This window comes from Streptomyces sp. URMC 129, from assembly GCF_051386415.1.
Lineage (GTDB): Bacteria > Actinomycetota > Actinomycetes > Streptomycetales > Streptomycetaceae > Streptomyces.
In genome coordinates, this window is sequence record NZ_JBPQTQ010000025.1 from 30,503 (window position 1) to 53,378 (window position 22,876).

General features: G+C 71.8%; 20 protein-coding genes. 4 read left to right on the forward strand and 16 right to left on the reverse strand.

Annotated features, from left to right (window positions below; translation table 11 throughout):
* Positions 1–17: 17 nt before the first annotated feature.
* Positions 18–890 (reverse strand): LolA family protein, encoded by an 873-nt coding sequence (locus tag ACSNOC_RS07895; RefSeq protein ID WP_436746549.1) that lies wholly within the window; start codon positions 888–890, stop codon positions 18–20.
* A gap of 189 nt (positions 891–1,079) precedes the next feature.
* A complete protein-coding gene (locus tag ACSNOC_RS07900; protein WP_436746550.1) occupies positions 1,080–2,090 on the reverse strand; it encodes a polyprenyl synthetase family protein in 1,011 nt (336 codons plus the stop codon).
* Between the two features lie 132 nt (positions 2,091–2,222).
* Between ACSNOC_RS07900 and fahA the strand changes: the two genes are divergently transcribed.
* From fahA to ACSNOC_RS07915, 3 genes are all read left to right on the forward strand, one after another.
* Positions 2,223–3,455, forward strand: coding sequence for a fumarylacetoacetase (gene fahA, locus ACSNOC_RS07905; protein ID WP_436746551.1), 1,233 nt, complete (start codon positions 2,223–2,225; stop codon positions 3,453–3,455).
* 301 nt (positions 3,456–3,756) lie between these two features.
* Positions 3,757–4,338: a hypothetical protein gene (locus ACSNOC_RS07910; RefSeq protein ID WP_436746552.1), complete on the forward strand. Its 582-nt coding sequence runs from the start codon at positions 3,757–3,759 to the stop codon at positions 4,336–4,338.
* Between the two features lie 247 nt (positions 4,339–4,585).
* Positions 4,586–5,173 (forward strand): hypothetical protein, encoded by a 588-nt coding sequence (locus ACSNOC_RS07915; protein ID WP_436746553.1) that lies wholly within the window; start codon positions 4,586–4,588, stop codon positions 5,171–5,173.
* A gap of 110 nt (positions 5,174–5,283) precedes the next feature.
* Here ACSNOC_RS07915 and nuoN read toward each other — a convergent pair whose 3' ends face one another.
* The 14 genes from nuoN to ACSNOC_RS07985 all read right to left on the reverse strand — a co-directional run bounded on the left by nuoN (position 5,284) and on the right by ACSNOC_RS07985 (position 21,405).
* Entirely contained in the window at positions 5,284–6,891 is a 1,608-nt protein-coding gene (gene nuoN, locus ACSNOC_RS07920; protein WP_436746554.1) for an NADH-quinone oxidoreductase subunit NuoN, read from the reverse strand.
* A complete protein-coding gene (locus tag ACSNOC_RS07925; protein ID WP_436746555.1) occupies positions 6,888–8,504 on the reverse strand; it encodes an NADH-quinone oxidoreductase subunit M in 1,617 nt (538 codons plus the stop codon). The genes nuoN and ACSNOC_RS07925 overlap by 4 nt, the downstream gene beginning before the upstream one ends.
* A gap of 10 nt (positions 8,505–8,514) precedes the next feature.
* Positions 8,515–10,410, reverse strand: a complete 1,896-nt coding sequence (gene nuoL / locus ACSNOC_RS07930) for an NADH-quinone oxidoreductase subunit L (RefSeq protein ID WP_436746556.1) — start codon at positions 10,408–10,410, stop codon at positions 8,515–8,517.
* 13 nt (positions 10,411–10,423) lie between these two features.
* Complete coding sequence (gene nuoK / locus ACSNOC_RS07935) at positions 10,424–10,723, reverse strand: NADH-quinone oxidoreductase subunit NuoK (RefSeq protein WP_436746557.1); 300 nt, start codon at positions 10,721–10,723, stop codon at positions 10,424–10,426.
* Complete coding sequence (locus ACSNOC_RS07940; protein ID WP_436746558.1) at positions 10,720–11,661, reverse strand: NADH-quinone oxidoreductase subunit J; 942 nt, start codon at positions 11,659–11,661, stop codon at positions 10,720–10,722. The genes nuoK and ACSNOC_RS07940 overlap by 4 nt, the downstream gene beginning before the upstream one ends.
* On the reverse strand, positions 11,658–12,287 hold the full coding sequence (gene nuoI, locus ACSNOC_RS07945; protein ID WP_436746559.1) for an NADH-quinone oxidoreductase subunit NuoI: 630 nt from the start codon (positions 12,285–12,287) through the stop codon (positions 11,658–11,660). The genes ACSNOC_RS07940 and nuoI overlap by 4 nt, the downstream gene beginning before the upstream one ends.
* Positions 12,280–13,623: an NADH-quinone oxidoreductase subunit NuoH gene (gene nuoH / locus ACSNOC_RS07950; RefSeq protein ID WP_436746569.1), complete on the reverse strand. Its 1,344-nt coding sequence runs from the start codon at positions 13,621–13,623 to the stop codon at positions 12,280–12,282. The genes nuoI and nuoH overlap by 8 nt, the downstream gene beginning before the upstream one ends.
* 29 nt (positions 13,624–13,652) lie before the next feature.
* Positions 13,653–16,145: an NADH-quinone oxidoreductase subunit G gene (locus ACSNOC_RS07955; protein ID WP_436746560.1), complete on the reverse strand. Its 2,493-nt coding sequence runs from the start codon at positions 16,143–16,145 to the stop codon at positions 13,653–13,655.
* The gene (gene nuoF, locus ACSNOC_RS07960) at positions 16,142–17,494 is read right to left on the reverse strand and encodes an NADH-quinone oxidoreductase subunit NuoF (RefSeq protein ID WP_436746561.1); all 1,353 of its coding nucleotides are present in this window, start codon (positions 17,492–17,494) and stop codon (positions 16,142–16,144) included. The genes ACSNOC_RS07955 and nuoF overlap by 4 nt, the downstream gene beginning before the upstream one ends.
* A gap of 5 nt (positions 17,495–17,499) precedes the next feature.
* Entirely contained in the window at positions 17,500–18,330 is an 831-nt protein-coding gene (gene nuoE, locus ACSNOC_RS07965; RefSeq protein WP_436746562.1) for an NADH-quinone oxidoreductase subunit NuoE, read from the reverse strand.
* Complete coding sequence (locus tag ACSNOC_RS07970; RefSeq protein ID WP_436746570.1) at positions 18,327–19,664, reverse strand: NADH-quinone oxidoreductase subunit D; 1,338 nt, start codon at positions 19,662–19,664, stop codon at positions 18,327–18,329. Before ACSNOC_RS07970 ends, nuoE begins: the two co-directional genes overlap by 4 nt.
* Positions 19,661–20,389, reverse strand: coding sequence for an NADH-quinone oxidoreductase subunit C (locus tag ACSNOC_RS07975; protein WP_436746563.1), 729 nt, complete (start codon positions 20,387–20,389; stop codon positions 19,661–19,663). Before ACSNOC_RS07975 ends, ACSNOC_RS07970 begins: the two co-directional genes overlap by 4 nt.
* Positions 20,390–20,474: 85 nt before the next feature.
* Positions 20,475–21,029: a NuoB/complex I 20 kDa subunit family protein gene (locus ACSNOC_RS07980; RefSeq protein WP_436746564.1), complete on the reverse strand. Its 555-nt coding sequence runs from the start codon at positions 21,027–21,029 to the stop codon at positions 20,475–20,477.
* A gap of 16 nt (positions 21,030–21,045) precedes the next feature.
* Positions 21,046–21,405 (reverse strand): NADH-quinone oxidoreductase subunit A, encoded by a 360-nt coding sequence (locus ACSNOC_RS07985; RefSeq protein ID WP_436746565.1) that lies wholly within the window; start codon positions 21,403–21,405, stop codon positions 21,046–21,048.
* A 619-nt stretch (positions 21,406–22,024) separates the two neighbouring features.
* Here ACSNOC_RS07985 and ACSNOC_RS07990 point away from each other — a divergent pair.
* Positions 22,025–22,825, forward strand: a complete 801-nt coding sequence (locus ACSNOC_RS07990; RefSeq protein WP_436746566.1) for a C40 family peptidase — start codon at positions 22,025–22,027, stop codon at positions 22,823–22,825.
* The last annotated feature ends 51 nt before the right edge of the window (positions 22,826–22,876 follow it).

Genomic DNA, 22,876 nt, shown 5'->3' on the forward strand with positions numbered 1-22,876 from the left:
ACGGGCCCCCGTCGGGGCTACCTGCCGAGGGCGTCCGGCAGGAGGTCGGGAAGGATGCCCAGGGGCTCCTCCGGGTTGACCTCCAGGACCTCCGCGTCACTCGGCGGGGTGAAGTCGAAGACCCCGCCCGCCGGCTTCGCGTAGTCGATCTGGGAGAAGGCCACGTCCAGCGACCGGCCGCCGTCGGCCTCCGCCGTCAGGGCCAGCGGGACCCCGGTCTCGGCGTCGATCGAGATCCGCACCGACTCCACGCCGCTCTCCGCAGCCGCCTCCCCCGTGGGCTCGACCAGGAGCTGGTAGGCGCCGCGGTCGGCCACCCGGGCCGTGCCGGCCACCGAGATGTCCGCGTGCTCGCCCGCGGCCTGAAGGAACCGCTCGGCCGCCTGCCGCGGCGTGAGGCCCCCCAGCCACTCCGCCGCGTCCCGCTCCTCCGCCTCGACCCCCTCCGGCACCTCGGCGCTCAGCACCGTGTTGCTGCTGGAGTCGTACGCCCACAGCTCGTCGCCGTTGTGAATCAGCGCGAACTCCTCGGAGCCGCTGACCACCGCCAGCCGCTGGTGCTCCGGTCCGTCCACCGCGACCCGCAGGGTGCTCTCCCCGGCGGCCAGCTCGGCGAGCCTGCCCGCCGGGCCCTCCATCCCGCTGAGCACCCCGCTCAGCATCCCGCCCAGGTCCGGTATGCCCAGGTCCGCGTCGACCTGGACGGTGCCCGAGAGCTGAGCGGTCTCCGACTCCGCGACGCGGGCCAGCAGCTCCTCCGCCGTGACATCCGGCAGATCCGGGCCGCCGTCGCTGGCGATCGCGGGCCACAGACCGGCACCGACCGCCGCGATCCCGGCCACCACCGCCACCGGGACGGCCGCACGCCGCACAGTGTTGTTCAAAGCCATCAGATGCCCCTCCACTCGCCACTCGGCACCATCTATTCCAACAGGCCGGGGCGCAGCGGTCATCCGCCAAGAGTTGGCATCCGCGTACGACCAGGGGATGAGTGCAAACGCGCCATCCCTGACCCGACCCGTAGGGGTTGTCCCCCACCGGGTCAGGGTTCGCACCGGAAAACGACGCGGCGGGCGCTCCTAGACCGTACGGTCCGCGACCACGTCGCAGAGGTGGGCGAGCGCCTCCTTGGCGGGAATGTCCGGCAGCGGGTCCAGGGCCTGCCGGGCCAGCCGCGCGTACGACCACGCGTCGCTCTTGGCGATGCCGAGCGCCGGGTGGGCGCGCAGCCGGGCCAGCGCCTCGGCGTGACGCGCGTCATCCGTCAGATCACCGTCGAGCAGCTCGCACAGCTCGCGGTCCTCCCGCGAGCCGCCCTCGGCCGCCAGCTCCCGCAGCCGCAGCACCGGCAGCGTGGCCACGCCCTCCCGCAGGTCGGTCCCCGGCGTCTTGCCCGACTCCCGGCCGTCGCTCGCGATGTCCAGCACGTCGTCGGCGAGCTGGAACGCCGTCCCGATCCGCTCCCCGTACGTGGCCAGCACGTGCGTCACGGAATCGGACGCGCCGGACATCAGCGAACCCAGCCGCCCGGCCACCGAGATCAGCGACGCGGTCTTGCCCGCGATGACCTCCAGATAGTGCGCTATCGGGTCCTCGCCCTCGCGCGGCCCCGCGGTCTCCTGGATCTGACCGGTCACCAGCCGCTGGAACGCCTCCGCCTGGATGCGCACCGCGTCGGTCCCCAGGTCGGCCGCTATCGCCGACGCCCGGGAGAAGAGGAAGTCCCCCGTGAGCACTGCCACCGAGTTGTCCCAGCGGGCGTTCGCGCTGGGGACGCCCCGCCGCATCTCGGCCTCGTCCATGATGTCGTCGTGGTACAGCGTGGCCAGGTGCGTCAGCTCCACCACCACGGCCGCGGGAACGACGCCCGGCGCGTGCGGATCGCCGAACTGCGCGGCCAGCAGCAGCAGCAAGGGCCTGAATCTCTTGCCCCCCGCGCGCACCAGATGCTGCGCGGTCTCCGTGATGAAGGGAACGTCGCTCTTGGTGGCCTCGAACAGCCTTGCCTCGACAGCCGCCAGACCCGCCTGAAGATCGGCGTTCAGGGCCTCATCCCGCACGCTCACCCCGAAAGGACCCACGACGATCACGAGCGTTCTCCCCTGTGTCCGGTGAGTTGTCTCCGGCAGCGTAACCGGTCCGTGGGGACACCTCCCAGGCGGCCACGCCTGGGGGAGATCGCCACCGGGACGTACCGATTCGGGCCCGTCTAGGGTGGCGCCATGCCAGACGCCTTCCCGGAGCCCGGCCTGTTCGGTCCGGACAACCTTCCCTACGGCCTCTTCAGCCCCGCCGGGGACCCCGGCGGGCCCGGCGCGCGGCGGATCGGCGTGCGGTACGGGGACGCCGTGCTCGACGCGGGCGCCGCCGCCCGCGCGTTCCGCTCCCCGCACGCCGGCCTGCTCGCCGCCCCTTCCCTCAACCCCCTGCTCGCGGCCGGGCGTCCGGTCTGGCGGGCCGTGCGCGCCGAGTTGCGCGCCTGGCTCGCCGCGCCGGAACACCGCGCCACCGTGGCACCGCTGCTGCTCCCGCTCGACGCCGTCACCCTCCACCTCCCGTTCGAGGTCGCCGACTACGTCGACTTCTATGCCAGCGAGCACCACGCCACCAACGTCGGCCGCATCCTCCGCCCGGACGGGGCGGCGCTGACCCCCAACTGGAAACACCTGCCCATCGGTTACCACGGCCGCGCCGGCACCGTCGTGGTCTCCGGCACCCCGGTCGTCCGCCCGCGCGGCCAGGGCCGCCCGCCCACGGGCACCGACACCCCCGCCTTCGGGCCCACCCGGCGGCTGGACATCGAGGCGGAGGTCGGCTTCGTCGTCGGCACCCCCTCGCCCCTGGGCCGGCCCGTGCCGCAAACCGCCTTCCGCGACCACGTCTTCGGGGTCTGCCTGCTCAACGACTGGTCCGCGCGCGACATCCAGGCGTGGGAGTACGTGCCGCTCGGCCCGTTCCTCGGCAAGTCCTTCGCCACCTCCGTCTCCCCCTGGATCACGCCCCTCGACGCCCTCGACGCGGCCCGCGTGCCGCCGCCCCCGCGCGACCGCCCGCTGCTGCCCTACCTGGACGACAGCGGCCTCGAACCCGGCGGCCTCGACCTCCGGCTGACCGTGCGGCTCAACGGCCACCCGATCTCCGAGCCGCCGTTCGCCACCATGTACTGGACCGGCGCCCAGCAGGTGGCACATCTCACCGTGAACGGCGCGAGCCTGCGCACCGGCGACCTCTTCGCCTCCGGGACGGTCAGCGGCCCGGAGCCGGGACAGCGCGGCTCGCTGCTGGAACTGACGTGGGGCGGCCGGGACCCGCTGACGCTGCCGGACGGCGGCACCCGCGCCTTCCTCCAGGACGGCGACGAGGTGACCATCTCCGCCTGGGCACCCGGCCCCGCCGGGTCACGCATCGGTCTCGGCGAGGTAACGGGACGGGTGGTGCCGGCTCCCCCGGCATGAGGACCCCGCCGAAGCGGCAGGCACACGGGGCCGTCGTGGCACCGCGCGCCCGGTCGGCCATGGGCCTGCCAAGTCCCTTACGGATACGCCACGTTACCTAGCGGAAGAAAAAGCTTCGTGCGTTTCGCCGCCCCCGGCGGCGGCAGCGGACCCGCCGCCGCGCGGATCGGCAGGACATCCGGGCAGGTCGGGCCCGCGTATCAGGTCAGCGGCTTTTGCCATAGACATGTAACACTCTCGTCTGCCCGGTAGGTGACGCGTGTAACCTGCCGTGACCACGTTCGAAATCGAGGGGACAGCAATGCGTACGTCCATACGGATCGCCCTGCCCGCCGTCGCGGCGGCGGCTCTTCTGCTCAGCGGCTGCGGCGACGACGACAGCGACGGCGGCAACGGCCCCGTCCCGGGTGCCGACGGCGGCCAGGAGCAGGGCGGCGCGGAGTCCGGCGGCGAGGAGGCCACCGGCGGCTCCGACGGCGGGGAGAGCGGCGCCGAGGGTGCGAGCGGCGGCGACTCCGGCGGCCAGGGCGGCTCGGCCCCCACCGCGGAGCAGCTCGAAGGCATGTGGCTCGAGGGCACCAACCCCGAGGACAGCTCGCTGATGTTCTCCTCCGGCTCGGTCACCTACATCGAGGACGACCTCGAGGAGGGCGACCTCTGTTCCGGCACCGTGAACGACACCGGCTTCACCGTCGAGTGCACCCAGCTCGGCGCCGAGATGTGGCCCGACACCGAGGCCACCATGACCCTGGACGGCGAGACGCTCACCGTCGTCTGGGCCTCCGGCACCACCGAGACCTTCACCTCGTTCGGTGACGTCGACCTCGGTGACATGGGCGACCTGGAGGACCTGGAGCAGGAGCTGGAGGACCTCGGCTACTGAGCCGAGGCCCCGGCGGATTTTCAGGAGGCACGACCGTGGCCCGGTTCCCGCGCGGGGACCGGGCCGCGGTCATCTCCCGGGGGTCGGCCGGTGTCCCGGACCCCTCACGGGACGGGCACCGGATGCGCGCGGGTGGCGACGGACGTATCAGCTCGGCGGCGATTGCCATGGCCATGTAACGCTCCGGTCTACCCGGCCCACCGCCCCGGTAACCTGCCGGACCAAGTACACAAACGAGGGGACATCAATGCGCAGGTCCATACGGATCGCCCTGCCCGCCGTCGCTGTGGCGACGCTTCTGCTCAGCGGCTGCGGTGACGACGACAACGGCGCCAACCCGTTCGCGCCGGGCGGCAACGCGGGTCAGCAGGGCGGGGGGGACAGCGGGGGCGAGGACGCGGCGGCTGCCGCCGGCGGCGGGGAGATCGGGGAAATCCCCATGCCGGGCGCCGACTCCGGCGGCGGGGACAGCGGGGGCGAGAGCGCGGCGGCTGCCGCCGGCGGCGGGGACAGCGGGGCCGTCTCCGGTGGCGGCGACTCGGGCGGGGGCTCCGCCTTCACCCCCGGGCAACTGGACGGCATGTGGATGGAGAACGTCACCGTGGACGGCAGCTCCATGTCGTTCACCGGCTCCTCCGTCACGTACGTCGAGGACAGCGGTGTGGAGGGCGACGTCTGCTACGGCACGCTCTCCGGCAACACCATCACCGTCGAGTGCAACCAGTTCGGCGAGGTGCTGTGGCCGGACACCCAGGCCACGCTGTCCCTGGAGGGCAGCACGCTCACCGTCGTCTGGGGCTCCGGCACCACCGAGGTCTACGACACCCGGTACTGACGGGGCACACCGGCCGCCGGGATACCTCGGCGGCCCGCGAGGAGGCACGACGGTGGCCCGGACCCCACGCGGGTTCCGGGCCACCGTCACACGCCTCGCCGGGCGGGGGCTCAGCGCACGAACACCCCGGCGTCGCCCGCCAGATCGAGGAAGAACTGCGGCGCGACGCCCAGCGCCACCGTCACCGCCGCCGCCAGACCGACCACCGACATCGTCAGCGGGCTCGGGATGACCACGGACGGCCCGTCCGCCTTCGGCTCGCTGAAGAACATCAGCACGATGACCCGGATGTAGAAGAACGCGGCGATGGCCGAGGCCAGCACGCCGACGATCACCAGGCCCATCGCGCCCGCGTCCGCCGCCGCCCGGAACACCGCGAACTTCCCGGCGAAGCCCGAGGTGAGCGGAATCCCGGCGAACGCCAGCAGGAACAGCGCGAAGACCGCCGCCAGCAGCGGCGAACGGCGGCCGAGCCCTGCCCACTTGGACAGGTGCGTGGCCTCGCCCGAGGCGTCCCGCACCAGCGTCACCACGGCGAACGCGCCGACCGTCACGAACGAGTAGGCCGCCAGGTAGAACAGCACCGACGACACCCCGTCCTCGCTCACCGCCACCACACCGGACAGGATGAACCCGGCGTGCGCGATCGACGAGTACGCCAGCAGCCGCTTCACATCCGTCTGCGTGATGGCGATGACCGCGCCCGCCACCATGGACGCGATCGCCACGCCCCACAGCACCGGCTCCCAGTCCCACCGCAGCCCCGGCAGCACCACGTACAGCAGCCGCAGCAGCGCGCCGAAGGCGGCGACCTTGGTGGCGGCGGCCATGAAGCCGGTGACCGGCGTCGGGGCGCCCTGGTACACGTCCGGGGTCCACATGTGGAACGGCACCGCGCCGACCTTGAACAGCAGACCCATCGTCACCATGGCCCCGCCGATCAGCAGCAGCGCGTCGTTGCCCATGGTGGAGGCCAGGCCCGGGTCCATCTCGGCGGGCCGGCCGCCGACGACGTCCGCGATGCCCGCGTACGACAGGGTGCCCGCGTAGCCGTAGAGCATGGTGACGCCGAACAGCAGGAACGCCGAGGCGAAGGCGCCCAGCAGGAAGTACTTGACGGCGGCCTCCTGCGACAGCAGCCGCCGCCGGCGGGCCAGCGCGCACAGCAGGTAGAGCGGCAGCGACAGCACCTCCAGCGCGATGAAGAGCACCAGCAGGTCGTTGGCCATCGGGAAGAGCAGCATCCCGCCGACCGCGAACAGCAGCAGCGGGAAGATCTCGGTCGTGGTGTGACCGGCCTGCACCGCCTCCCGCTCCGCCGTGCCGCCCGGCACCGCCGCCGGCTGGGCGGCGAAGGAGTCCACCGGCCTGCCGTGCGCGGCCGGTTCGAGCCGCCGCTCCGCGAACATGAACACCGAGACCAGGCCGACCAGCAGGATGATCCCCTGGAGGAACAGCGCCGGCCCGTCCACCGCCAGCGCGCCCATGCCCGCGATCTGCGCCTCGCTGGTGGCCCGGCCGTCGGCCGCCAGTCCGATCACCGCGGCGAACGCCCCGGCCAGCGCGACCGCCGAGAGGACGACCTCGGCGGGGTAGCGGGAGCGGCGCGGCGCGAACGCCTCGATCAGCACGCCGATGACGGCGGCGCCGAACACGATCAGGCTCGGCGAGAGCGCGACCCACTCGATGGCCGGAGCCTCAAGCTCGCCCGGGTTCATTCGGCCGCCTCCACTTCAGGGACAACGTGTGGTTCGGGATCGGCCCGGTCCACGTCGGACAGCGTGTGTTCGACCGCCGGGTTGACGATGTCGGTGAGCGGCTTGGGGTAGACGCCCAGGAAGATCAGCAGGCCGATCAGCGGGACGACCACCGCCAGCTCCCGCACCCGCAGGTCCGGCAGCTTCTCCAGACCGGCCTTCACCGGGCCGGTCATGGTCCGCTGGTAGAGCACCAGCACGTACAGCGCCGCCAGCACTATGCCGGTGCAGGCGATGATGCCGACGGCCTCGTACCGGGCGAACGTGCCGACCAGGACCAGGAACTCGCTGATGAACGGGCCGGTGCCGGGCAGCGACAGCGTCGCCAGCCCGCCGATGAGGAAGGTTCCGGCCAGCAGCGGCGCCGTCTTCTGCACCCCGCCGTAGTCCGCGATGAGCCGCGAGCCGCGCCGCGAGATCAGGAACCCGGCGACCAGCATCAGCGCGGCCGTGGCCACGCCGTGGTTGATCATGTAGAGCGTGGCGCCGCCCTGCCCCTGGCTGGTCATCACGAAGACGCCCAGCACGATGAACCCGAAGTGGCTCACGGACGCGTAGGCGATCAGCCGCTTCATGTCCCGCTGCCCCAGCGCCAGCAGCGCGCCGTAGACGATGCTGGTCAGCGCCAGCACCAGCACCACCGGTGTCGCCCAGTCGCTGGCCTCGGGGAAGAGCCCGAGGCAGTAGCGGAGCATCGCGAAGGTGCCGACCTTGTCCACGACGGCGGTGATCAGCACGGCCACCGGCGCCGTCGACTCGCCCATGGCGTTGGGCAGCCAGGTGTGCAGCGGCCACAGCGGCGCCTTGATGGCGAAGGCGAGGAAGAAGCCCAGGAACAGCCACCGTTCGGTGCCCGTCGCCAGGTCCAGCTCGCCCGAGGCCCGCGCCTGCAGGATCGTCTGGAGCGAGAACGTCCCGGTCTCCAGCTGGTCGGCGGTCGCCACGTACAGCCCGATCACCGCGGCCAGCATGACCAGGCCGCCGGCGAGGTTGTAGAGGAGGAACTTGACGGCCGCGTACGACCGCTGCCGCGACTGGCCCTCCTCGTCCAGCTCACCGGCCCGGTCCCCGAAGCCCCCGATGAGGAAGTACATCGGGATGAGCATGGCCTCGAAGAAGATGTAGAAGAGGAAGATGTCGGTGGCGGCGAAGGACATGACGACCATCGCCTCGACCATCAGCATCAGCGCGAAGAAGCCCTGGGTGGGCCGCCGGCGCCGGGTTGCCGGGGTCTCGCTCTCCGCCGGGTCGGCGTCGTTCCAGCCGGCGCCGATGAGGAACGGGACCAGCACCGCGGTCAGCGCGATCAGCACCGCGCCGATGCCGTCCACGCCCAGCTCGTAGCGGACCCCGAAGTCCTCGATCCAGGACCGGGACTCGGTGAGCTGGAACCGGTCGGCGCCCGGCCCGGTGTCGAAGCGCACCAGCACCGCGGCGGCCATCCCGGCCGTCGCCAGCGCGAACAGCAGCGCGATCCACTTGGCGGCGGCGCGCCGCGCGGCGGGCACCGCGGCCGTGGCGATCGCGCCGATGGCCGGGGTGAGGGCCGTGGCCGTCAGCAGGGGAAAAGACATATCAGACCTCTCAGACCGCCCTCATCAGCAGGGTCGCGGCGATGAGCAGGGCCGCTCCCCCGAACATGGAGACCGCGTACGACCGGGCGAATCCGTTCTGGACCCGCCGCAGCCGCCCGGACAACCCGCCGAACGAGGCGGCCGTGCCGTTGACCAGACCGTCGACCAGCTTGTGGTCGAGGTAGACCAGACCGCGGGTGAGGTAGTTCCCCGGAGTGACGAACGCGGCGTGGTTGAAGTCGTCCTGGAGCAGGTCGCGCCGGGCCGCGCGGGTGACCAGCCGGCCCGTGGGCGCGACCACCGGCACCGGCCGGCGGCCGTACTGGAACCAGGCGCCGGCCACCCCGGTGAGCATCACGGCGGTCGCGGCCAGCCCGACCGTGCCGTGGCTGACCGGCGAGTCGCCGTGCTCCAGGCCCGTGACCGGCTCCAGCCAGTGGACGAACCGCTCGCCCGCGTCGAACGCGAAGCCGGCGAAGACCGAGCCGAAGGCCAGCAGGATCATCGGGACCGTCATGGACAGCGGCGCCTCGTGCGGGTGCGGCTCGTGGCCGTGCGCGTCCGGCTGCCACCGCTTCTCGCCGAAGAACGTCAGCAGCATGATCCGCGTCATGTAGTACGCGGTCAGCGCCGCGCCCAGCAGCATCACGCCGCCGAGGATCCAGCCCTCGGTGCCGCCCTTGCTGAACCCGGCGTAGATGATCTCGTCCTTGGAGAAGAACCCGGACAGGTACGGGAAGCCGATGATCGCCAGATAGGCCAGGCCGAACGTGACGAAGGTGACCGGCATGTGCCGGCGCAGGCCCCCGTACCGCCGCATGTCGACCTCGTCGTTCATGGCGTGCATGACCGAACCGGCGCCGAGGAAGAGCCCCGCCTTGAAGAAGCCGTGCGTCACCAGGTGCATGATCGCGAAGACGTAGCCGACCGGGCCGAGGCCGGCGGCCAGCATCATGTAGCCGATCTGCGACATGGTGGACCCGGCCAGGGCCTTCTTGATGTCGTCCTTCGCGCACCCGATGATCGCACCGAACAGCAGCGTCACCGCGCCGACCGCGACCACCGCGGTCTGCGCGTCGGGCGCCGCGTCGAAGATCGCGCCGGAGCGGGTGACCAGGTACACGCCCGCGGTCACCATCGTCGCCGCGTGGATCAGCGCCGAGACCGGCGTCGGGCCCTCCATCGCGTCCCCGAGCCAGGACTGCAGCGGCACCTGCGCCGACTTGCCGCAGGCGGCCAGCAGCAGCATCAGCCCGATGCCGGTCAGCGTGGCCTCGCCGGTCCGCGTGGCGTTGTCGAGGACCGGCTCGAAGGCGAACGTGCCGAACGTCGTGAACATCAGCAGGATGGCGATCGACAGGCCGACGTCACCGACCCGGTTGACGATGAACGCCTTCTTCGCCGCCGTGGCCGCGCTCGGCTTGTGCTGCCAGAAGCCGATCAGCAGGAACGACGCCAGACCGACGCCCTCCCAGCCGACGTACAGCAGCAGGTAGTTGTCCGCGAGGACCAGCAGCAGCATCGCCCCGAGGAACAGGTTGAGATAGGCGAAGAAGCGCCGCCGCCGCTCGTCGTGCGCCATGTAGCCGACCGAGTAGAGGTGGATCAGCGTGCCCACGCTCGTGATCAGCAGCACGAAGGTCATCGAGAGCTGGTCGAGCTGGAACGCCACGTCCGCCCGGAAGTCCGCGACGGGCACCCAGCTGAACAGGTGCTGGTGGAGCGTGCGTTCCTCGCCCTCCTTCTCCAGCAGGTCGAGGAAGAGCACGGTGGCGAGGACGAACGATGTCGCGGCCAGGGCGGTCGCCAGCCAGTGGCCCACCCGGTCCAGGCGCCGCCCGCCCACCAGGAGCAGGGCGGCGCCGAGGAGCGGCGCGCCGACGAGCAGTCCGATCAATGACTCCACTGTTCTGACCCCTTTAGAGCTTCATCAGGCTGGCGTCGTCGACCGAGGCCGAGTGGCGCGACCGGTAGACGGTGACGATGACGGCCAGCCCGACCACGACTTCGGCGGCGGCCACCACCATGACGAAGAAGGCCATGATCTGGCCGTCGAGGTTGCCGTGCATGCGGGAGAAGGTGACCAGCGCGAGGTTGGCGGCGTTGAGCATCAGCTCCACGCACATGAACACCACGATGGCGTTGCGCCGCAGCAGGACGCCGCAGGCGCCGAGCGTGAACAGCAGGGCCGACAGGAACAGGTAGTTCTCCGGGTTCACCGGCGGGCCTCCTCGGCTTCCTCGGTGCCGGTGCCGTCGGTGTCGCGCGGGTCGGTCACGGCCCGCGACGCGTCCGGCTGACCGGTGGTCTCCAGCGCGGTGACGCTCCGGGGCCCGCGCGGGCCCGCCATGTACGTCTGGCCGTGGTATCCGGCGGCGCGGGCCTCCAGCGCCGCCACGTCGGCCACCGACTGCCGGTGCACCTCGCGGATCTGGCCGCGCCCGCGCAGCGTCTCGTTCATCGTCAGCTCGGCCGGGGTGCCGTCGGGCAGCAGGCCGGGAAGGTCGACCGCGTTGTGCCGGGCGTAGACACCGGGCGCGGGCAGCGGCGGCACGTGGGCGCCGCGGACGCGCTCGACGGCCTGCTCGCGCTGGCTCTTGATCCGCTCGATGCGCTCGCGGTGCGTCAGCAGGGTGGCGCCGACGGCGGCGATGGTCAGCAGGATGCCGGTCACCTCGAACGCCACCACGTAGCGGGTGAAGAGGAGCGAGGCCAGGCCCTGGACGTTGCCGCCGGCGTTGGCCTCCGACAGGCCGGTGAAGGAGCCGGTGGACGCCTGGCCGATGCCCGCGATCAGCAGCAGCCCGAGCCCGAGCCCGCATCCCCCGGCCAGCCAGCGCTGTCCCTTGAGCGTCTCCTTCAGCGAGTCGGCGCTGCTGACGCCGACGAGCATCAGCACGAAGAGGAACAGCATCATGACTGCGCCGGTGTAGACGACGATCTGCACCATGCCGAGGAAGTAGGCGCCGTTGGCGAGGTAGAACGTCGCCAGGATCACCATCGTGCCGGCCAGGCAGAGCGCCGAGTGCACCGCGCGGCGCATCAGCACGGTGCCGAGCCCGCCCGCCACGGCCAGCGGGCCCAGCAGCCAGAACTGCACGGCCTCGCCGGTCGAGGTGGACGTCTCCGCCGCGAGGGCGGTGGCGAGGGCGCTCATACCTCCACCTCCGAGGAGCCGCGGTCGGTGGCCGGGTCGTGCAGCCGGGTGGCGGCGGACACGGCGTCGTCGTCGGCCAGCTGCTCCCCGGTGACCCGCTGCCGCACGGTGCCGGGGGCGGCGCCGCGCACCTCGCCCCGGTAGTACGCCTGCTCGTCCGCGCCGGGGTACATGGCGTGCGGCGGGGGGACCATGGTGTCCTCCAGGCCGGCGAGCAGCTCCTCCTTGGTGTAGATCAGGGAGGCGCGGGTCCGGTCGGCCAGCTCGTAGTCGTTGGTCATGGTGAGCGCCCGGGTGGGGCACGCCTCCACGCACAGGCCGCACAGGATGCAGCGCAGGTAGTTGATCTGGTAGACGCGGCCGTAGCGCTCGCCCGGGGAGTACCGCTCCTCCTCGGTGTTGTCCGCGCCCTCCACGTAGATGGCGTCCGCCGGACAGGCCCAGGCGCACAGCTCGCAGCCGATGCACTTCTCCAGGCCGTCCGGGTGCCGGTTCAGCTGGTGGCGGCCGTGGAAGCGGGGCGCCGTGGGCTTCTTCTCCTCCGGGTACTGCTCGGTGAGCCGCTTCTTGAACATGGCCTTGAAGGTCACGCCGAAGCCGCCCACAGGGTTGTGGATCTCAGGCATCGTCGCCCTCCCTTCCTGGTTCGGTGCTTGCCGAGGTGGATCCGGGGGTGTCGGCGGCGACGCCGGCGGTGGCCCGGCCGGCCCGCGAGGGGCGCCGGGGCACGGGCGGCAGGGTCTGGCCCGGCAGCGGCGGCACGGGGTACCCGCCGGCCATCGGGTCGAACGGCTCCGCCGGCCGCGCGGCCTCGGCCTCCTCGCGGCGCTGGTCGGCCCGGTCGCGGAAGAAGTCCACGACGAAGGAGAGCAGGAGGAGCAGCAGCACGCCGCCGGCCACCCACATCACGATGTCGCGGAACTCGTACTCCTCGTTCTGCATCGCCCGCACGGTGGCGACCAGCATCAGCCAGACCAGGGCGATGGGGATGAGCACCTTCCAGCCCAGCACCATGAACTGGTCGTAGCGCACGCGGGGCAGCGCGCCGCGGATCCAGACGAAGAAGAAGATGACGCAGACCAGCTTGGCGGTGAACCACAGCAGCGGCCACCAGCCGGAGTGGGCGCCCTCCCAGAAGCTCAGCGGCGCCGGGGCCCGCCAGCCGCCGAGGAAGAGGGTCACCATCAGGGCGGAGACCGTGACGGTGTGGATGTACTCGGAGAGCATGAAGAAGGCGAACTTGATCGACGAGTACTCCGTGAGATACCCGCCGACGAGGTCGCCCTCGGACTCCGGCATGTCGAACGGCGGCCGGTGTGCCTCGCCCACCATCGAGATCATGTAGATGAGGAACGACACCGGCAGCAGGATCACGAACCACCGGTCGCTCTGCGCGTCCACGATGGCCGAGGTGGACATCGAGCCGGAGTACAGGAAGACGGCCGCGAAGGACAGGCCCATCGCGACTTCGTAGGAGATGATCTGCGCCGTGGCGCGGACGCCGCCCAGCAGCGGGTAGGTCGAGTTGGACGACCAGCCGGCCAGGACCGTGCCGTAGACCGCGATCGCCGCGGTGGCCAGCACGTACAGCAGCGCCACCGGGAGGTCGGTGAGCTGAAGGACGGTCTCGGTGCCGAAGACGCTGACCGGGTCGTCGGCCGGGCCGAAGGGGATCACGGCGATCGCCATGAACGCCGGCGCGGCGGCGAGGATCGGCGCCAGGATGTACAGCGCCTTGTCGGCGCCCTTGACGGTGATGTCCTCCTTGAACATCAGCTTCACGCCGTCGGCGAGCGACTGGAGCATGCCCCAGGGGCCGTGCCGGTTCGGGCCGATGCGCAACTGCATCCAGCCCAGCACCTTGCGCTCCATGACGATGCTGATGAGCACGCAGCCCATCAGGAACGCGAAGCAGAAGACCGCCTTGATCAGGACCAGCCAGAACGGGTCGTCGCCGAACATCGACAGGTCCGGCTCCTGAGCCACGGTGATCACGCGTTCACCTCCTCGGTGACCTCACGGGCGACGCGGACGACGTCGCCGGGGACCGCGCCCAGGTCCTGAAGGGCGCCGCCGCCCGTGGAGTTGAGCGGGATCCACACCACGCGGTCCGGCATCTCGGCGGTGACGACGAGCGGCAGCGTGACGGTCCCGGCGGGGCCGGTGACGGTCAGCGGCGCGCCGTCCCCGGCGCCGGCCTCGCGGGCGGTGGCGGGGGACAGCCGGGCGACGGCCGGGTGCCGGGTGCCGGCCAGCGCGTCGTCACCGACTTGGAGCACGCCCTGGTCGAGCAGCAGCCGGTGCCCGGCGAGCACCGCCTCGCCCGGCCCCGGCGCGGGCAGGTCGGCGGGGGTGGCCGTCGGCCCGAGCGGCAGCTCGCCGCGCCAGTCGGCCAGTCCGTCCAGCTCCTGCCTGATGGTGTGCAGGTCCGGCAGGCCGAGGTGGACGTCCATGGCGTCGGCGAGCATGTGCAGCGCGCGGGCGTCGCTCTGCACCAGGCGGCGGGTCATCTGGGCGGGCTGTATGGCCGGACCGAACGGCCGGGCACGGCCTTCCCAGTTGAGGAACGTGCCGCCCTTCTCCACCACGGCGGCCACCGGCAGCACCACGTGGGCCCGCTCGGTGATCTCCGTGGGCCGCAGCTCCAGGCTGAGCAGGAAGCCGTCGGCGGCCACCGCGTCCAGCGCGGCGCGCGCGCCGGCCGGGTCGGGCAGGTCGGCCACCTCGACGCCCGCCACCACCAGGGCGCGGATGTCACCGGCGGCGGCGGCCCCCAGGATCTGGCCGGTGTCGCGGCCGGGCCGCTCGGGCAGGGCCGCGATGCCCCAGGCGGCGGCCACCTCCTGGCGGGCGCGGGCCGAGGACTCGGGACGGCCGCCGGGCAGCAGCCCGGGCAGGGCGCCGGTCTCGATCGCGCCGCGCTCGCCCGCGCGGCGCGGGATCCACAGCAGCTCGGCGCCGGTGGCCGCGGCGACGGAGACGGCCGCGGTGCAGGCGCCGGGCACGGTGGCGAGCCGCTCGCCGACGATGAGCACCGCGCCGGGCTCGCGCAGCGCCTCGGCGGCCCGCCGCCCGGCCTCGTCCGTCCCGCCGCCGTCGGCCAGCGCGGTCAGCCAGGCGGTCTCGGTGCCGGGGGCGGCGGGCAGCAGCGTGCCGTTGGTCTTGGCCAGGCCGCGGGTGATGTGGGTGGCGATCGAGAAGACGCGCTGACCGCGCTTGCGGTTGGCCTTGCGCAGCCGCAGGAAGACGCCCGGCGCCTCCTCCTCGGACTCGAACCCGGCCAGCACCACGGCAGGCGCCGCCTCCAGCGTGCCGTAGGTGATCCCACCTCCGTCGAGGGCGAGACCGTGCCCGGCGACGCGGGAGGCGAGGAACGCGGCTTCCTCCGCGCTGTGCGGCCTGGCCCGGAAGTCGATGTCGTTGGTGCCGAGCGCGACCCGGGCGAACTTGGCGTAGGCGTAGGAGTCCTCGACGGTGAGCCGGCCGCCGGTCAGCACGGCGGCGCCGCCGGCCTTCGCCGCGGCCAGCCCGGCGGCGGCGACGCGCAGCGCCTCCGGCCAGCTCGCCGGCTCCAGCTTCCCGGTCTCCGCGTTCCGCACCAGCGGCGTGGTCAGCCGGTCGGGCTGCTGGGCGTAGCGGAACGCGAAGCGGCCCTTGTCGCAGATCCACTCCTCGTTGACCTCGGGGTCCTCGGCCGCCAGCCGGCGCATCACCTTGCCGCGCCGGTGGTCGGTCCGGGTGGCGCAGCCGCCGGCGCAGTGCTCGCAGACGCTGGGCGAGGAGACGAGGTCGAAGGGGCGGGAGCGGAACCGGTAGGCGGCGGAGGTCAGCGCGCCGACCGGGCAGATCTGGATGGTGTTGCCCGAGAAGTACGACTGGAACGGGTCGCCCTCGCCGATGCCGACCTGCTGGAGCGCGCCCCGGTCCAGCAGCTCGATCATCGGGTCGCCCGCGATCTGCTGGGAGAAGCGGGTGCAGCGGGCGCACAGCACGCACCGCTCGCGGTCCAGCAGCACCTGGGTGGAGATCGGGACCGGCTTCTCCCAGGTCCGCTTGACGCCGTCGAACCGGGTCTCCGGGTCGCCGGCCGTCATCGCCTGGTTCTGCAACGGGCACTCGCCGCCCTTGTCGCAGACCGGACAGTCCAGCGGGTGGTTGATCAGCAGCATCTCCATCACACCGCGCTGCGACTTCTCCGCGACGGGCGAGGTGAGCTGCGTCTTGACGACCATGCCGTCGGTGCAGGTGATGGTGCAGGAGGCCATCGGCTTGCGCTGGCCCTCGACCTCGACGATGCACTGGCGGCAGGCGCCCGCCGGGTCCAGCAGCGGGTGGTCGCAGAACCGGGGGATCTCGATGCCGAGGCGCTCGGCGGCGCGGATCACCAGGGTGCCCTTGGGCACGGAGATCTCGATGCCGTCGATCGTCAGCGTGACGAGGTCTTCCTGCTTGGCGGCGGTCTCGGCGCCGGTGGTGACCGTCACGCGTTCACCTCCTGGTGTGCTTGCGGGCCCTGGTCCGCCCAGGCGGTGGACCGGGCCGGGTCGAAGGGGCAGCCGCCCTCGGTGATGTGCCGCTCGTACTCGTCGCGGAAGTGCCGCAGCGAGGAGAAGATGGGCGCGGCGGCGCCGTCGCCGAGGGCGCAGAAGGACTTGCCGTTGATGTTGTCGGCGATGTCGGCGATCTTGTCGATGTCGCTGAGCAGTCCCTTGCCGGCCTCGATGTCGCGCAGCAACTGGACGAGCCAGTACGTGCCCTCGCGGCAGGGCGTGCACTTGCCGCACGACTCGTGGGCGTAGAACTCGGTCCACCGTGTCACGGCCCGCACCACGCAGACCGTCTCGTCGAAGCACTGGAGCGCCTTGGTGCCGAGCATGGAGCCGGCGGCGCCGACGCCCTCGTAGTCGAGGGGGACGTCGAGGTGCTCCTCGGTGAACATCGGCGTGGACGAGCCGCCCGGCGTCCAGAACTTCAGCCGGTGGCCGGGCCGCATGCCGCCGCTCATCTGGAGCAGCTCGCGCAGCGTGACGCCGAGCGGCGCCTCGTACTGGCCGGGGCGCGCCACGTGCCCGGAGAGCGAGTAGAGCGTGAAGCCGGGGGACTTCTCGCTGCCCATGGAGCGGAACCACTCCTTGCCGCGGTCCATGATCGCGGGAACCGAGGCGATGGACTCCACGTTGTTCACCACGGTGGGGCAGGCGTACAGGCCCGCCACGGCCGGGAAGGGCGGGCGGAGCCTGGGCTGGCCGCGGCGGCCCTCCAGGGAGTCCAGCAGCGCCGTCTCCTCGCCGCAGATGTACGCGCCGGCGCCCGCGTGGACCGTGACGTCCAGGTCGCCGCCGGCGCCGAGCGCGCCCTTGCCGAGGTACCCCGCGGCGTAGGCCTCGGCCACCGCGGCCTGGAGGCGGCGCAGCACGGGGACGACCTCGCCGCGCAGGTAGATGAAGGCGTGCCGGGAGCGGATGGCGTGGCAGGCGATGACGATGCCCTCGATGAGGGAGTGCGGGTTCGCGTAGAGCAGCGGGATGTCCTTGCAGGTGCCCGGTTCGGACTCGTCGGCGTTGACGACGAGGTAGTGCGGCTTGTCGTCGCCCTGCGGGATGAACTGCCACTTCATGCCGGTGGGGAAGCCCGCGCCGCCGCGTCCGCGCAGCCCGGCCTCCTTCACGTAGGCGATGACGTCGTCGGGCGGCATCGCCAGTGCCTTGGCCATGCCGCGGTAGCCGCCGTGCCGGCGGTAGACGTCGAGGGTCCAGGACCCGGGCTCGTCCCAGAACGCGGACAGCACGGGCGACAGGAGTTTCCCGGGGTCGATCTGCGTCACGTCGGACATGGTCGTCACTCACCCTCCCCGGTCACCGGGCCCGCGGGGTGGTGCGGGTCGGAGGCCGAGCTCGGCTGCGGGGCGTCGTGGGAGCTGGGGTGTGCCGGGGGCTCCTCGCCGGCGGGGGGCTCGGTCGCCCGCGGGACCGCCACGGTCGCGGGACCCCGCTCGCCCTTGGCGAGCCGGAGCCCGGCCAGCGAGGCGGGGCCCGCGCTGCCGCCGGCGGCGACGGCGCCGGGGCGCTCGTCGGGGAAGCCGGCCAGGACGCGGGCGGTCTGCCGGAAGTCGCACAGCGGCGCGCCCCGGGTGGGCGCGACCTCGCGGCCGGCGCGCAGGTCGTCCACGAGCCGCTTGGCGGACTCGACGGTCTGGTTGTCGAAGAACTCCCAGTTGATCATCACGACCGGCGCGTAGTCGCAGGCGGCGTTGCACTCGATGTGCTCCAGGGTGACCTTGCCGTCCCCGGTGGTCTCCCCGTTGCCGACGCCGAGGTGCTCGCGGAGCGCGGCGAAGATCGCGTCGCCGCCCATGACGGCGCACAGGGTGTTGGTGCAGACGCCGACCTGGTAGTCGCCCGAGGGCTTGCGGCGGTACATGGAGTAGAACGTGGCGACCGCCGTCACCTCGGCGGTGGTCAGGCCCAGCACCTCCGCGCAGAACCGCATGCCGGTACGGGAGACGTATCCCTCCTCGGACTGCACGAGGTGCAGCAGGGGCAGCAGCGCGGACCGGCTGTCGGGGTAGCGGGCGATCACCTCCTTCGCGTCCGCCTCCAGCCGGGCGCGCACCTCCTCCGGGAAGGCGGGTGCGGGCAGGTCCGGCATGCCGAGATGCACGTCCGTCATCGGTCGACGCCTCCCATCACGGGGTCGATGGACGCCACGGCGACGATGACGTCGGCGACCATGCCGCCCTCGCACATCGCGGCCATGGACTGGAGGTTGGTGAAGGAGGGGTCGCGGAAGTGGACCCGGTACGGGCGGGTGCCGCCGTCGCTGACCATGTGCACGCCCAGCTCGCCCTTGGGGGACTCCACCGCGGTGTAGACCTGGCCCGGCGGGACCCGGAAGCCCTCGGTGACCAGCTTGAAGTGGTGGATGAGGGCCTCCATGGAGGTGCCCATGATGTTCTTGATGTGGTCCAGCGAGTTGCCCAGGCCGTCGGGGCCGAGGGCGAGCTGCGCGGGCCAGGCGATCTTCTTGTCGGCCACCATCACCGGGCCCGGCTCCAGCCGTTCGAGGCACTGCTCGACGATCCGCAGCGACTGGTGCATCTCCTCCAGGCGCAGCAGGAAGCGGCCGAAGGAGTCGCAGGTGTCGGTGGTGGGGACCTCGAAGTCGTAGGTCTCGTAGCCGCAGTACGGGTCGGTCTTGCGCAGGTCGTGCGGCAGGCCGGCGGCGCGGAGGATGGGCCCGGTGGCGCCGAGCGCCAGGCAGCCGGCCAGGTCGAGGTAGCCGATGTCCTTCAGCCGGGCCTTGAAGACCGGGTTGGTGGAGCAGAGCTTGTCGTACTCCGGGAGGTTCTTCCGCATCTTCTTGATGTACTCGCGGATGGCGTCCACCGCGCCGGGCGGCAGGTCCTGGGCGAGGCCGCCGGGCCGGATGAACGCGTGGTTCATCCGCAGGCCGGTGATCAGCTCGTACAGGTCCAGGGTGTGCTCGCGGTCGCGGAAGCCGTAGACCATGACCGTGCTGGCGCCCAGCTCCATGCCGCCGGTGGCGATGGCCACCAGGTGGGAGGAGATGCGGTTGAGCTCCATCAGCAGGACGCGGATGACGGTGGCGCGGTCGGGGACGTCGTCGGTGATGCCGAGCAGCTTCTCCACGCCCATGCAGTACGCCACCTCGTTGAAGAACGGGGTGAGGTAGTCCATGCGCGTGACGAACGTGCTGCCCTGGGTCCAGGTCCGGTACTCGAGGTTCTTCTCGATGCCGGTGTGCAGGTAGCCGATGCCGGCCCGGGCCTCGGTGACCGTCTCGCCGTCGATCTCCAGGATGAGCCGGAGCACGCCGTGCGTGGACGGGTGCTGCGGGCCCATGTTGACGATGATCTTCTCGTCGTCGCCGCGGTCGGCGACGCTCTGGGCCACCTCGTCCCAGTCGCCGCCGCTGACGGTGTAGACGGTGCCTTCCGTGGTCTCCCTGGCCTCCGCGGGCCGGGTCGCGTGTGTGGTCATCAGGAGTACGACCTCCGCTGGTCGGGTGCCGGGATCTGGGCGCCCTTGTACTCGACGGGGACGCCGCCGAGCGGGTAGTCCTTGCGCTGCGGGTGCCCCTGCCAGTCGTCGGGCATCATGATCCGCGTCAGCGCGGGGTGGCCGTCGAAGACGATGCCGAAGAAGTCGTAGGTCTCGCGCTCGTGCCAGTCGTTGGTCGGGTAGACCGGGACGACGGACGGGATGTGGGGGTCGCTGTCCGGCGCGCTGACCTCCAGGCGGATGAGCCGCCCGTGGGTGAGGGACCGCAGATGGTATACGGCGTGCAGCTCGCGCCCGGCGTCCGCGGGGTTGTGCACGCCGCTGACGCCCGTACACAGCTCGAAGCGCAGGGCCGGGTCGTCGCGGAGCGTGCGGGCCACCTGGAGCAGGTGCTCGCGGGCGATGTGGAACGTGATCTCGCCGCGGTCCACGACGGTCTTCTCGATCGCCAGGGCGGGGTCGATCCCCTGCTCCTCCAGGGCGCCCTCCAGTTCGTCGGCGACCTCGTCGAAGTACCCGCCGTAGGGGCGCGCGCTGGGGCCTGGCATCCGGATGGTGCGGGTGAGGCCGCTGTAACCGGTGGTGTCGCCGCCGTTGTTGGCGCCGAACATCCCGCGCCGGTGCGCGATGGCCTCACCGCCCCGCCCGCGATGGGCGGGCAGTTCGTTCGTGTCCGTGCTCTGGTTCACCTGCTGGCCGTCGCTCACAGCGCTTCCTCGTTCGCTTCTCCGCCCGCGCGGCACCCCGCACGCGTCACCGATGTCGGCGCCCCGGTGGCCGCCCGTGCGCCGCTCACCGGAGCAGCCCCTTCATCTCGATGATCGGCAGCGCCTTGAGCGCCGCTTCCTCCGCCTCGCGGGCCGCCTGCTCGCGGTTGACGCCGAGCTTCTCCTCGCGGATCTTCGCGTGCAGCTTGAGGATGGCGTCCATCAGCATCTCCGGGCGCGGCGGGCAGCCGGGCAGGTAGATGTCGACGGGGACGACGTGGTCGACGCCCTGGACGATGGCGTAGTTGTTGAACATGCCGCCGGTCGAGGCGCAGACGCCCATGGAGATGACCCACTTGGGGTTGGGCATCTGGTCGTAGATCTGCCGCAGCACCGGCGCCATCTTCTGGCTGACCCGGCCGGCCACGATCATGAGGTCGGCCTGCCGGGGCGAGCCGCGGAAGACCTCCATGCCGAAGCGGGCCAGGTCGTAGCGGCCGGCCCCGGCCGTCATCATCTCGATGGCGCAGCAGGCCAGGCCGAACGTGGCCGGGAAGACGGAGGACTTCCTGGCCAGGCCGGCGATGTTCTCCACGGTGGTGAGCAGAAACCCGCTGGGCAGCTTCTCTTCGAGCCCCATCAGGAGTGCCTCTCTCCTAGTCCCATTCGAGTCCTCCCCGGCGCCAGTCGTATGCGTAGGCGACGCCGATGAGGCCCACGAAAATCAGCATCTGCGTAAGCCCGAACATCCCCAGGGAGTCGAAGTGGACGGCCCAGGGATAGAGAAAGACGATCTCGATGTCGAAGATGATGAAGAGCATCGCCGTCAGGTAGTACTTGACGGGGAATCTTCCGCCGCCGGCCGGCTGCGGGGTGGGCTCGACTCCGCACTCGTAGGCCGACAGCTTCGCCCGGTTGTAGCGCTTGGGGCCAATGATCGCGGCCAGGACCACGGAGAAGACGGCGAAGCCGACTCCCAGGGCCCCCAGCACGAGGATGGGAACGTACGCGTTCACCGCACCTCGCTCCTTCCAGTCGACGGCGACTGCCCTCACGAAGATCACCGCTATGTGAGTCAGTTCACAAAGCTGGAGGCATCCTATGCCTCACCGCCTGTGACCTTCGACACGGGGTCGCCCAACAATCTCTGTGATCTCTCCCACCTCGGCAAAGACGAGGTCGGAGCACCCGTTCAGGATGTGCCACACAAGGTAGTTGGCCAACCACGGGCCGGGGAGGGGGTGGGATATTCCCGGCCGAACCGGGCGGCTCGCTCTACCATCGGAGGTCTCCGGGCGGCAAATTCGCACGCGGAACCGCCAGATGGTAGAGCACCCGACCGTTCAACTGGTGAAGGAACGTGAAGGCGGCGCGGGGAAGTGACGTGCGCCACGTTCCCGGCCGGTAACGGTGGAGCAACGTTGATCGGGAGCGCCGGACATGCTAAGCCTCCGGCCGGCCGCCGGACAATCCGGACAACCCGCAGGACACGGCGGAAGACGGACGCCCGCCGTCCGGATCCGGACGAAGCGGCGTTCCGGGCAAATCGCCCATGGATTCGGCGCGTACACGTCCACTGTGGCGCATCACACGTGAATTGAGATCAACCGGCAGGTGCTGATAGCCGTTATCCCCATGTCCCCAATCCGTTATCAAGGTCGACACCGAAAACCCCGCACGTCGCGTGCCGGCAACCTGATCCGCGGCGGCGTCCTCACGGGCGTCGTCGGATCGGTCGCCGTCACCGGCGCGACCACCCCCGCCTCCGCCGACGAGAAGCCGGCCGAGTCGACCGGGGAGTTGCCCACGCTGGACTCCGTCCTCGCCCACAGCGCCACCCGGGCCGCCGAGGCCACCCAGGCGTACGTCAGCGAGACGCAGGTCCTCGACGAGTGGCAGCGGGCGCAGGACCGCGCCGCCGCGCAGGCCCGCCAGGAGGCCGCCGAGCGCCGCGCGGAGCAGGAAGAGGCAGAGCGCCGGGCCATGGAGCGCGAGCGGCGGGACGCCGAAGCCGCCGCCCAGGCCCAGGAAGCCGCCACCCTCGGCACGGCCGCGGAGCCGGCCGCCGCGCCCGTGACCGGCGGCGCGGGAGCCGCCATCGTGAACTTCGTACGCGCCCAGCTGGGCGACGCGTACGTCCTCGGCGCCAGCGGCGACAGCGCCTGGGACTGCTCCGGCCTGGTGCAGGCCGCCTACGCGACGGCCGGCGTCTCGCTGCCGCGCACCGCCGCCTCGCAGTCGGTGGTGGGCACCCAGGTCTCCCTCGACGCCCTCCAGCCCGGTGACATCCTCTACTGGGGCTCCGCGGGCAGCGCCTACCACGTGGCCGTCTACACCGGGAACGGCACGTTCATCGGCGCGCAGAACCCCTCGACGGGGGTCGTGGAGCGCGACCTCGGGTGGGACAGCCCCACCGGAGCCGTCCGCGTCCTGTAGATCCGCCGAGCCCGCCCGTCCGCCAGGTCACGCCCCGCCCGCCAGCCCGTC

Coding starts and splice junctions, on each gene's coding strand:
- ACSNOC_RS07895 (WP_436746549.1), bottom strand. CDS start 890: ATGGCTTTGAACAACACTGTGCGGCGTGCGGCCGTCCCGGTGGCGGTG.
- fahA (WP_436746551.1), top strand. CDS start 2,223: ATGCCAGACGCCTTCCCGGAGCCCGGCCTGTTCGGTCCGGACAACCTT.
- ACSNOC_RS07910 (WP_436746552.1), top strand. CDS start 3,757: ATGCGTACGTCCATACGGATCGCCCTGCCCGCCGTCGCGGCGGCGGCT.
- ACSNOC_RS07915 (WP_436746553.1), top strand. CDS start 4,586: ATGCGCAGGTCCATACGGATCGCCCTGCCCGCCGTCGCTGTGGCGACG.
- nuoN (WP_436746554.1), bottom strand. CDS start 6,891: ATGAACCCGGGCGAGCTTGAGGCTCCGGCCATCGAGTGGGTCGCGCTC.
- ACSNOC_RS07925 (WP_436746555.1), bottom strand. CDS start 8,504: ATGTCTTTTCCCCTGCTGACGGCCACGGCCCTCACCCCGGCCATCGGC.
- ACSNOC_RS07940 (WP_436746558.1), bottom strand. CDS start 11,661: ATGAGCGCCCTCGCCACCGCCCTCGCGGCGGAGACGTCCACCTCGACC.
- nuoI (WP_436746559.1), bottom strand. CDS start 12,287: ATGCCTGAGATCCACAACCCTGTGGGCGGCTTCGGCGTGACCTTCAAG.
- nuoH (WP_436746569.1), bottom strand. CDS start 13,623: ATGTTCGGCGACGACCCGTTCTGGCTGGTCCTGATCAAGGCGGTCTTC.
- nuoF (WP_436746561.1), bottom strand. CDS start 17,494: ATGTCCGACGTGACGCAGATCGACCCCGGGAAACTCCTGTCGCCCGTG.
- nuoE (WP_436746562.1), bottom strand. CDS start 18,330: ATGACGGACGTGCATCTCGGCATGCCGGACCTGCCCGCACCCGCCTTC.
- ACSNOC_RS07980 (WP_436746564.1), bottom strand. CDS start 21,029: ATGGGGCTCGAAGAGAAGCTGCCCAGCGGGTTTCTGCTCACCACCGTG.
- ACSNOC_RS07990 (WP_436746566.1), top strand. CDS start 22,025: ATGTCCCCAATCCGTTATCAAGGTCGACACCGAAAACCCCGCACGTCG.